8 protein-coding genes are annotated in these 9816 nt (G+C 32.4%); all 8 read right to left on the bottom strand.

Translation table 11 applies throughout. From position 1 onward, the window contains the following. Nucleotides 1-631: 631 nt before the first annotated feature. A complete protein-coding gene (locus AB8B65_RS13915) occupies nt 632-1057 on the bottom strand; it encodes a GNAT family N-acetyltransferase (RefSeq protein ID WP_405301733.1) in 426 nt (141 codons plus the stop codon). A gap of 74 nt (nt 1058-1131) precedes the next feature. After that, nucleotides 1132-1698: a hypothetical protein gene (locus AB8B65_RS13910; protein ID WP_405301732.1), complete on the bottom strand. Its 567-nt coding sequence runs from the start codon at nt 1696-1698 to the stop codon at nt 1132-1134. A gap of 172 nt (nt 1699-1870) precedes the next feature. Beyond that, nucleotides 1871-3163, bottom strand: a complete 1293-nt coding sequence (locus tag AB8B65_RS13905) for a class I SAM-dependent rRNA methyltransferase (RefSeq protein ID WP_405301731.1) — start codon at nt 3161-3163, stop codon at nt 1871-1873. 383 nt (nt 3164-3546) lie between these two features. Continuing rightward, nucleotides 3547-3939 carry a hypothetical protein gene (locus AB8B65_RS13900; protein ID WP_405301729.1) on the bottom strand — a complete coding sequence of 131 codons (393 nt, stop codon included), beginning with the start codon at nt 3937-3939 and terminating at the stop codon, nt 3547-3549. A 117-nt stretch (nt 3940-4056) separates the two neighbouring features. Beyond that, nucleotides 4057-5187: a helix-turn-helix transcriptional regulator gene (locus tag AB8B65_RS13895; RefSeq protein WP_405301728.1), complete on the bottom strand. Its 1131-nt coding sequence runs from the start codon at nt 5185-5187 to the stop codon at nt 4057-4059. 915 nt (nt 5188-6102) lie between these two features. Continuing rightward, nucleotides 6103-6813, bottom strand: coding sequence for a hypothetical protein (locus AB8B65_RS13890; RefSeq protein ID WP_405301726.1), 711 nt, complete (start codon nt 6811-6813; stop codon nt 6103-6105). A gap of 538 nt (nt 6814-7351) precedes the next feature. Then, entirely contained in the window at nt 7352-8836 is a 1485-nt protein-coding gene (locus tag AB8B65_RS13885; protein ID WP_405301725.1) for a S41 family peptidase, read from the bottom strand. A 63-nt stretch (nt 8837-8899) separates the two neighbouring features. Then, nucleotides 8900-9816, bottom strand: a 917-nt coding sequence (locus tag AB8B65_RS13880; protein ID WP_405301724.1) for an ABC transporter permease, incomplete at its 5' end; no start/stop codon positions are given.

The following is a 9816-nucleotide window of genomic DNA, read 5'->3' as shown; positions in this document are numbered from 1 at the left end:
CAACTGACAACTCTTTTCACCACGAATTCACGAATTTTTTTAGTTTGTCTGTTGGTGTTTTTGTAAGTAAACTTTCGTTTGAAACTTCTCAATACTATTTCTTAGCTTGTTTGTCTGCACGAGTTGAGAAACTCCCGCTAGCGTTGTGATCAACTGACAACTGACAACTGACAACTCTTTTCACCACGAATTCACGAATTTTTTTAGTTTGTCTGTTGGTATTTTTGTAAGTAAACTTTCGTTTGAAACTTCTCAATACTATTTCTTAGCTTGTTTGTCGGCATGAGTTGGGAAACTCCCGCTAGCGTTGGGATCAACTGACAACTGAAAACTGACAACTGACAACTGACAATTCTTTTCACCACGAATTCACGAATTTTTTAGCTTGTCTGTTGGTGTTTTGGAAAATCAACTTTCATTTGAAACTTCTCAATACTCAATACTCAATACTCAATACTCAATACTATTTCTTTAAACAACTCAAAACGTCTGATTGAGTGAATTTGTGGAACAAATTAGTATCGAAATCTACTCTGAAAACAGCGTTGTATTATAAGTGTTTGTTTTAAAAGGAAACGGTACTTTGAAGTATACCAAAATACTAAAAGCAAAGCGTGTCTAATAATCTAACTTACAAATCTTTCGTCAAATAATGAGAAGCATGTCCTTTAGGTCTGTCGTTGATGGTTGCAATATGTACGTAACCAACTTTTTCATAGAACGGTTTTGCTTGCCAACTTGTGGTTTCTACAAATACCTTTTCGCAATTATGTTCTTTGGCGAAATTTTCGGCGCTATCAATCAATTGTTTGCCAATTCCTTTTCCACGACATGCTGACGAAAGCCACAACAATTCAATATGCAAGGTATTCCAAAAACACGTAGCGCGAATGCCACCAATTACCGTATCATTATCATTTCTGGCAAAGACAAAGAATTTTACTTCTGCTTCATTAGGCTCAAGATTGGGAACTTTGGCTTTGTTAAAATCCACAATTCCGTTGCTAATGGTTTTTGCGTCAATTTGGTTAGGATTTGTGGTGATTTCGATGTTCATGGTGGAATTTTTATTGATTTTAAGATTCAAAATTAAAACATTATAACTTCTATACCATCAATGCAGTAATTATTTTAATGAAACCAAAAACTTGCTATAGCAGATGTCCATTCACCATTTTCTTTTGAAAAGAAAATAGATTTTCCATTGCCACATAAACCTGAACATAAATCATTTATCATCATTACTGCTTTTGTTCTGTCTTTTGAGAACAAAGGAACAGAGAAAGTATACGAATTTGTTTTATTTGATTGATTGAAACCAAGTCTAGAATTGTCCCATTTGAAACGAGTCAATTCTTTCTTTTGACGCTGCATTTCATAAATATCTTCTTTAGTTAATTTTTTAAGGTAATTAACGATGTTAAATGTAAAAACGTAATCTTCATTTTTGTCAAACGCCTTTTGTTTTTGCTCCTTTTGTTGAATTTCAAAAAGTGCTTCATTGAACGTTACATCATCTGATTCAGATATGCTAAATCTAGATTCGGGAGTTATGCTTATAGCATGATTTTTATCTAATTGCTGTTCTTTGATCACGATTTCTATAAAGTCATAAATATCTTGGTGAGAAGTTTCTTTTTGGTTGCAGCTAATAAACGTAAGTGATATTAAAAGAAGTATATTCCTGAATACTTTCATGTTAAGCGTTAGTTTAGAATTCATTACTTAAATGAAAGGTACTAATTATATTGTAAGTGTTCTTTTATTTAACCAAAGATTAAGATTTTTAAAAAATGATTTGACTATTTATATTTCGACAATTTCAATAGTCACGGAGGAAATCGAATATTTGACGAAATCAATGAAAAAATTAGTCAATTCGCACATACACACACTTCAAATAAGCACCTTCCTTAAAACCAATCGGATGATCGGTGTCGTGTAATGTTTTATCGAGAATGGTATAGTTTGCATTGTTTCTGTGAAGTGTTTCTTCAACTAAATTAAAAAAAACTTCCGAAGTCACGCGTGAGCTACACGAAGCCAAGACTAAAATTCCTTTCTTTTGAACCAGTTTTAAACCAAGTTGTGTGAGTTTTTTATAACTCGCCAACGCTCTGTCGACTTCCGTAGCGCTTTTGGCAAATGATGGCGGATCAATGACAACGATGTCAAATTTTTTGTTGGCTTTCGCCAGATGGTTCAATTCGTCAAACGCATCGCCAACAATTACTTTGTGCGTTCCTGGAAATTCATTGAGTTTTGCATTGTTTTTTGCAATTTCTAACGCAGGTGCACTAATGTCTAAACTTGTCACTTCTTTTGCGCCACCGACTAATGCATGCACCGAAAATCCGCCTGCATACGAAAATACGTCTAAAACTGTTTTGTTTTTAGAAAGTTCACCAACTCGTTTTCTGTTGTTTCTGTGATCTAAGAAATAACCCGTTTTGTGTCCGTGAATGACATTTGCAGAGAAATTGACACTATGTTCTTTAAAAACGATTACTTCATTGTGTAGTTTGCCATCTAAAATTTGTCCGTCTGTAAAATTGAATTGCTTCTTTTCTTTTTGCACATTTCTGCTCAAGCGAAGTACAGTCGTTTCTGCTTTACTCACTTTTATCAATTCTGGTAAGATATCTTTTAAGTGATAAAACCAAAACGACGCGTATAATTTTACCACAAGCACGTTATCGTACACATCCGCCACAAGCGAAGGCAAGTTGTCATTTTCTCCGTAAATAAGTCTGTAACTATTTGTATCGGTTTCTAACAGCGGAATTCTTTTGTTGTAGGCTTCTTGCACTTTGTTAGCAAACCATTCTGCATTGATATTCGCAGGTTTGTTTGCTTGTAATATTTTGATGCGAATTGGCGAGTTGGGATCGTAAAATCCGCATGCCAAAAATTTATTCTTTCTAGTATCAAAAATGATTGCTAAATCGCCCGATTTTCCTTCTTTGTTTTGCTTTGTAATGCTATTTTCAAAAACCCACGGATGTCCTTTTTTGACTAAGGTTTCCGCAGCAGCTTTTAGTTTTATGGCAACTTTACTAGTTGGAATTTCGGGTAATGTAATCAAAGTTTCTTTGTTAGAATTGACAACAAAAGTACGGTTTTTTGATAGTATTGAGGTTTTAGTAGTGAGAATTAAGATCATTTATCAATTTGAATGACTTTTAGTAAATGAGAGAAGAAAATTGTGTTTAGAAGTACTCTTAAATTCTGAGTAGATCTCGACACAAAATTCTTTCAGAATTCCACTCAATCTAGCTATTGTTTTTTGAAACGTCTTTGCGAGGAAGAATGACGTGGCAATCTGTTTTTAAAAGAACGAGACTGTTTTACAAAATCATCCAAGCCATTTTGATTGTATACAGCAAAGTACTTTTCGAGCAGTTCTTTTATTTCAGATTTTTTTAGTGATGAGTCGCATTCTCGTATTGATAGAAATAGGATTGAAAACCTAAATTTAGTAAATCTATGATCGAGATTCACTAAATTTAGATATTTCTAAAGTCAATAGTTCTTGAGAATCATGTTTTACTTTTCCTTAGTTGCTGTCCAAACCGATAAAAAATTCCTTTCAATGGCATGTGTTGAACCGTGTAATATTCCATTTTTATAATAAAAAGTGGTGTTATAATCGCCTGTACCATCACCAGAAATTAAAGCGCCATAAATGATTCCTAATTGTGTGTTGAGTTGCGCATTTCTAATAGCAACACCTTCACGATAAAATTCGCCCATAAATGAATTGTTTTTTATTTTGGTAATTTTCATCATGGCAAAATTTTCGTCGGTTGTGTCTTGTGGAGTCATATCGAGTTTCCATGTGCCAACCAATACATTTACATCAATATCTTTAGATTGAGCGTTAGTAAGATTGGGAATTAAAAGGATTACCGTAATTACTAATACATACATTGTTTTCATTGTTATAGATTTTAAATTCGAGACAAACCTATGCTTTTGAAGGCTTCAAATCGTTTCAAATGGCAAATTGAACCCTTTTTTACTCAGAATACTAGCGTCATTTTGAGAATTGACACCTTATTTTTTAATTTTTAGTTCGCTTGGTGAAATTCCAAGTTGTTTTTTAATCGCGCGATTGAATGACGATTTTGAATTGAAACCAGCTTCCATAGCCAAACTTAGTAGCGTGTATTTTGAATTGGAAACATCTTCAAGTAATAATTGGACTTCTTTTACGCGGTATGCATTTACATACTCATTGAATCGTTTGTTATTAATTTCATTCAAACTACGCGAAATTAAATATGGTTTTATGTCTAATTGTTTAGCTAAACTTTGCAGAGATAGTTCTTGATCTTTATACACTTTGTTTTCTTCCATTGCCAATCGTAATTTTTCGGATATTACTTTTAGTCGTGATAATTCATCCGGATTGATGGTGTTTTTTATAGCTATTTCTGGATCGTTTCTACGTGAAAATCCTTCTAAACAAATCCAATAGGTTAATACTGCAATTCCGATAAAGAACGGAAAGTAATAGAAGCGTGTGAAGTAAAAATACGATTCATTACTTGCGGTTTTGTAAATTATTAAATCAACCAACAGCACTATTAAAACGATACTGAAATACACTAAGAACGAACGAATGATACGTTTGATCCACGTTAGTTTTTTTGCCGCTATTTCAAAGTTTTGATCAATAGAGTTTAATAGTTTATTGGATTTGTACGCGTAAATAATGATTAATATGCTTGCAATGATGTAGATGGTGGAATTGTTCATCCAAACGACATAGCCGTAATATCCTAACCACGAGAGACTTTCTTTTGTGCCATCCCAATATAGGTTTTGCAATCTTACAAAAATGCTAAAACTGATTTGAATGGCGACAGGTATTAAATGAAGCCAGTCTTTTGTTTTGAATTTTAAACGCGGTTGTGTTTGTGCTTTGGTGTAAAAGTATAGAAGTGCGCCGTGAATCCAGCTGAGGTCAATCATAATATAATACCAAGAATCATAATAACCAATTCCAAAGAGTCGCATAATTTGAATAATTAAGCGATAAGAAAGCAGAAATAGAATTGTAGCAAGTATTCTGTTTGCTGTTTTGTTATACTTGATAGATGTTGCTAAGATAACGCCATAGACAATGCCTTGTAAAGCGCCAACCGCCAATAAGAGTATGATGAGAATCGTACTGAGTTCCAAGTTTTAGTTGTTTTGTATAAAAGTAACCTAAAGATTTTTGTTGTGCAATTTGGTTTAGGTATTTGGAAGACTTGCTTGGATTTTTTGTAGTAAAATGAAGAAAAAATGTATTTCTATGATGTTCAGTAGCGCTATGGAGAAGCACTTTGAAATATATTGTTTCTTTCTTTTTGTAGCAATACTAAAAACTGTTTTTGCATGTAAAGTTTCACCACGAATTCACGAATTTTTTTAGATTGTTTGTTGGTATTTTGGAACATCAACTTTCGTTTGAAACTTCTCAATACTATTTCTTAGCCTGTTTGTCGGCACGAGTTGAGAAACTCGCGCTAGCGTTGGGATCAACTGAAAATAGACAACTCTTTTCACCACGAATTCACGAATTTTTTTAGTTTGTCTGTTGGTATTTTTGTAAGTAAACTTTCGTTTGAAACTTCTCAATACTATTTCTTAGCTTGTTTGTCGGCACGAGTTGAGAAACTCGCGCTAGCGTTGGATAAGCAACGAAAAATAGTTTCAGATTCAGAAGCTAAGATTTCAACGCTAAAAGTGAGTTTGGCTTCTTTGAAAAAGTTGATTATTTGTTGATTTGTTCTTTGAAACGGAATAGATCAACAATCTAAAATCAACAATCGTTAATCGTAAATATAAAACCATGTACAGAAGTAATTTTGTATGTGGTTTTTTTATTTTTCACCACGAATTCACGAATTTTTTTAGTTTGTTTGTCGGCACGAGTTGAGAAACTCGCGCTAGCGTTGGGAGTACTAGCAATGAATTATACACCGTGTACCTGTTACACAACTCTAAGATATTAAAATATATTATAAGCGGAGTTCATTTTAGAATTCTATAACGAAAATCCAAAGAAAGACACGCTAAAAAGTGCTAAGAATGCCTTGCTTTTTTTTGAAATTATTGGGTTGTGCTACGGTTACCCGTGTTGTACGCTGTTTTTTTATTCCACAATTTTATAATATCAGTAATATGTGAATATATTATAATCGGAACTATTGTCGCAGGCAATAAAATGAATGGAAAATACTTTGGTGCTTTGGTTGGCTGTTCAAATCCGAATATTTGAATTGGTAATTCGCTCGATAAAATTCCATTTACAAATACAAACAGAATTAAGAATAGACCAATAATGTTCCAAATAATTAAAGCATTTCGTCCAACAATTTTTTTTAAGAATAATAGTCCAATTATAGGTGCTGAAATTCCTGCCAAGATATCAAAGTTTCTCCCCTCAAATGTCATTAATTCAGGCATCATATTGTTTATGTATAAATATAAAAGAACAATTTCGACTGGGAATCTGATTGTATGTATAAACGTACTTATTTTCGTGTTTTTATTTTCAATTATGTAATTCAAAGGTCTTTTCGTAAGTCCATAAATTATAGTTATAAAAACAGGAATTAATACAATCAAAAATCTTGGTGGAATTGAATCCGTTTTTTCATAAAATCCCGTAAATGCCAAAATTGATTGAATTAAACTCCAGATTATTATCAGATAGGTTAATTTATTCGGTTTTCCGTTTGCGTAATGAAAAATTCCAATTGTTAAAACACCAGTTAATAAGAACAACCAATTAATCCAATTCGGTAAGTTTTCAATCATAATTTATCGGTTTAATATATGTAAAGTAGGAGGTTTATATATCCTAATTTTCGGTTTTAAAATAAAGATAGTAGATAAGAAACAAACTTTAAGTTAAGCTCTTTACTGCTATTTTTTATACACGTTGTGCTTGTTGCACATGTGTAATATATTGATAAATTTCGTGTCTTGAATAATGCAAGGCAAGAAAATCTATCAAGAAAAGTTATTCCACAATTTTTAATTAAGTAATCGTATTCCAAAAGAGAACTTTTATCGTCATTTATCTTCTGAGTTAGATTTGAGGTATATGAACGAAACACTACAAGAGTCCATAGCAAGAAAGGTCTTTATATGAAAAAGAAACGGCAAAGTCGCTCAGCTTCAATTTTTCAGAAATAAAGCAGCTATATAATGAGTTTATCTTGATTGTAAGCGGAGTTAATTTTAGAACTCTGTAACGAAAATCAAAAGAAAGACACGCTTAAAAGTGCTAAGAATGCCTTGCTTTTTTTTGAAATTATTGGGTTGTGTAACAGTTATCTTTGTTGGTAACTGGCTATTTATAATTTAGTATTTCTATTGTTTTATCAATCCATTCATAGGGTTTAATGGTTTTATCAAAATAATAATCAGGTAGTATTCCTTTTCCGTCAATTGTCATTTCAGGAATTCTGTAACTTTTTGACAAGCCATACCACAATTTGAATTCTTTTGATGGTGAACTCACATTGTACATATTTGAAATATCTAATACACCTGCTGTAGTGGTTCCAACAAGTTTTACTTTTTTACTTTGTTTTGCTTCTAATAAAAATTGTTCTGTGGTACTCCCACAAAATCTATTTATCAAAATTGCTACATTCTTTGGATTTGCATAGACATTTTTAAGCGTATCAATACGTACAATACTTTCATTCAAATTCACAAATTCTCCAATATGCTTGTTTAATTTTTGCAAACTTTCTTTTGCCCATTTTTTATCATCATCTGACCAGTCTGGATCATTCATATAATCAACCATTCGTTTGTTGTTTAATTCTGTTGATAAAAGTGCTGCACCGACTTTCCTTATCGGGTTTGTGTATACATAAGGGATTATTTTTTCATAACTAGTATCGGCGCCACCACCATTATATCTTACATCTATAATGAGATTCTCGGTACTCTTTATCAAATTATCATTGCTGTTTAATAAACTATCAATATACTTTTTGTTGGAATAATTAAATGATGGAACTTTCAATAGCACGGTATTATCAGATACTTTTTCAATTGAAGGTTTCTTGGCATACATTAAGCTATAATATCGTTCAATATTTTCATCAGGTTTTTGTTGAGGTAAAGCCCTTTTGAGAAGAATAGCGCCTGAACCCGCACGTATATAAGTTTTGCCCCATAATTCAACTATTTCAAAATCTCGTACTGAATGGTCTCTCATATAATACTTCATACTATATTTGCCTTCATTTGTTTTGAAAATTTCAAGTTTGACTTGATTTTTCTGCCAATAAGGGCTTGTAGAATTGACTATAAATCCAACATATTCTCTCTTTGGATTTTTATCGTCTTTAACTATTCCAATGGTATATGCGTTAGAATAAGTCCAAACACCTTCAAAACCTGGATTTTCCCCAAGATTATTTATATAGTTGTCAAATTCTTGTTTCTCTATTTTAAATTGTTCAGTATTTTTATATTTCTCTATTATCTCTTTTTCCGATGGTCCAGTTTGCTCAATTGCATTCTGACTTTTAACTAGTAGCTGAACATTGATATGACCTTCTCTAAAAAATGCTGTCCAGTTATTTAGTAATGTATGACATTCATTCAAGTCTGTTATTTTGGATGCTTTTTCCGTATAAAGTGTATTATGTGCTGCATAAGCATTTTCTCCTTTTATGTCGATAACATATTGAAAGCCTGCATCATTTTTTTCAAATGTTTCAGTGAGCCATTTTAGGTTTGAAGAACAGTCACAAGTTTGTGAAAATCCATTGTACGATAGTTGAATTAAAACTATGAGAATAATTATTTTTTTCATTTTTGATTGATTTTAGATTTTTATTTGTATTTGAAACTTTAAAAGCTTTAATAATTACATACGCTATTCCGATCGTAAAGAATTTACAGGATTTGAAATTGCAGCCTTAATGGCTTGAAAACTGACTGTTAGCATAGCTATTACTATTGCACTAAAACCAGCTATTGCAAAAACCCACCAGCTAATTTCTATTCGATATGTGTAACCCTGAAGCCAATTGTTCATAAAATACCATGCGATCGGAATTGCTATGACAATTGAGATAATGACTAACTTTAAGAAATCTTTTGATAGTAGTTTTACGATATCTGATACACTTGCACCTAAAACTTTACGAACACCGATTTCTTTGCGTCTTTGTTCTGCTGTGTAGGCTGTCAAACCAAATAGACCAAGACACGAAATAAGAATTGCTAATATGCCAAATACTTGAGATAATTGGCCTATAAACTGTTCGTTTTTAAATTTGGCATCAAAAGCTTCATCCACAAATTCGTAATCAAATGGATATGCTGGTAAGTGCTTTTTCAAGACCATTTCAATAGCTGCCAAAGCTTGGTTTACAGCACTATTTTTTTTAATCTTTATATACATAAATTGTGTATTATTTGGGTAATTAAAAAACAATACTGGATCGCTAGTACCAAACATATCACCATAGAGGTAATCTTCAACAACACCGATAACCTCATTATTAAAATTATTCCCTTGTGTAATCCTCTTACCTATTGCACTGTCAGTACCCATCATTTTTGCCAGCGATTTGGAAATCAATGTAGCACTACTGTCAGCGTCGCTGTTTTTACTAAAACCACGGCCCTCAATAATTTCTATACCTGTGGTTTCAAAAAAGCTTTGCGTTACATATCTATAAGAAATTAAAACATCTTTCGTATTCGTGCCACCTTCCCACTGAAAGCCAGCACTATTATATCCACCAGATAGTATTTTAGAATTACTTAAAGCAACATTAAACACAG

This window comes from Kordia sp. (genome assembly GCF_045105435.1).
Classification (GTDB): domain Bacteria; phylum Bacteroidota; class Bacteroidia; order Flavobacteriales; family Flavobacteriaceae; genus Kordia.
Note: the sequence above shows the minus strand (reverse complement) of the source record. Positions and strands in the feature narration are given on the sequence as shown.

Coding starts and splice junctions, on each gene's coding strand:
- AB8B65_RS13905 (WP_405301731.1), bottom strand. CDS start 3,163: ATGATCTTAATTCTCACTACTAAAACCTCAATACTATCAAAAAACCGT.
- AB8B65_RS13890 (WP_405301726.1), bottom strand. CDS start 6,813: ATGATTGAAAACTTACCGAATTGGATTAATTGGTTGTTCTTATTAACT.
- AB8B65_RS13885 (WP_405301725.1), bottom strand. CDS start 8,836: ATGAAAAAAATAATTATTCTCATAGTTTTAATTCAACTATCGTACAAT.
- AB8B65_RS13915 (WP_405301733.1), bottom strand. CDS start 1,057: ATGAACATCGAAATCACCACAAATCCTAACCAAATTGACGCAAAAACC.
- AB8B65_RS13910 (WP_405301732.1), bottom strand. CDS start 1,698: ATGAAAGTATTCAGGAATATACTTCTTTTAATATCACTTACGTTTATT.
- AB8B65_RS13900 (WP_405301729.1), bottom strand. CDS start 3,939: ATGAAAACAATGTATGTATTAGTAATTACGGTAATCCTTTTAATTCCC.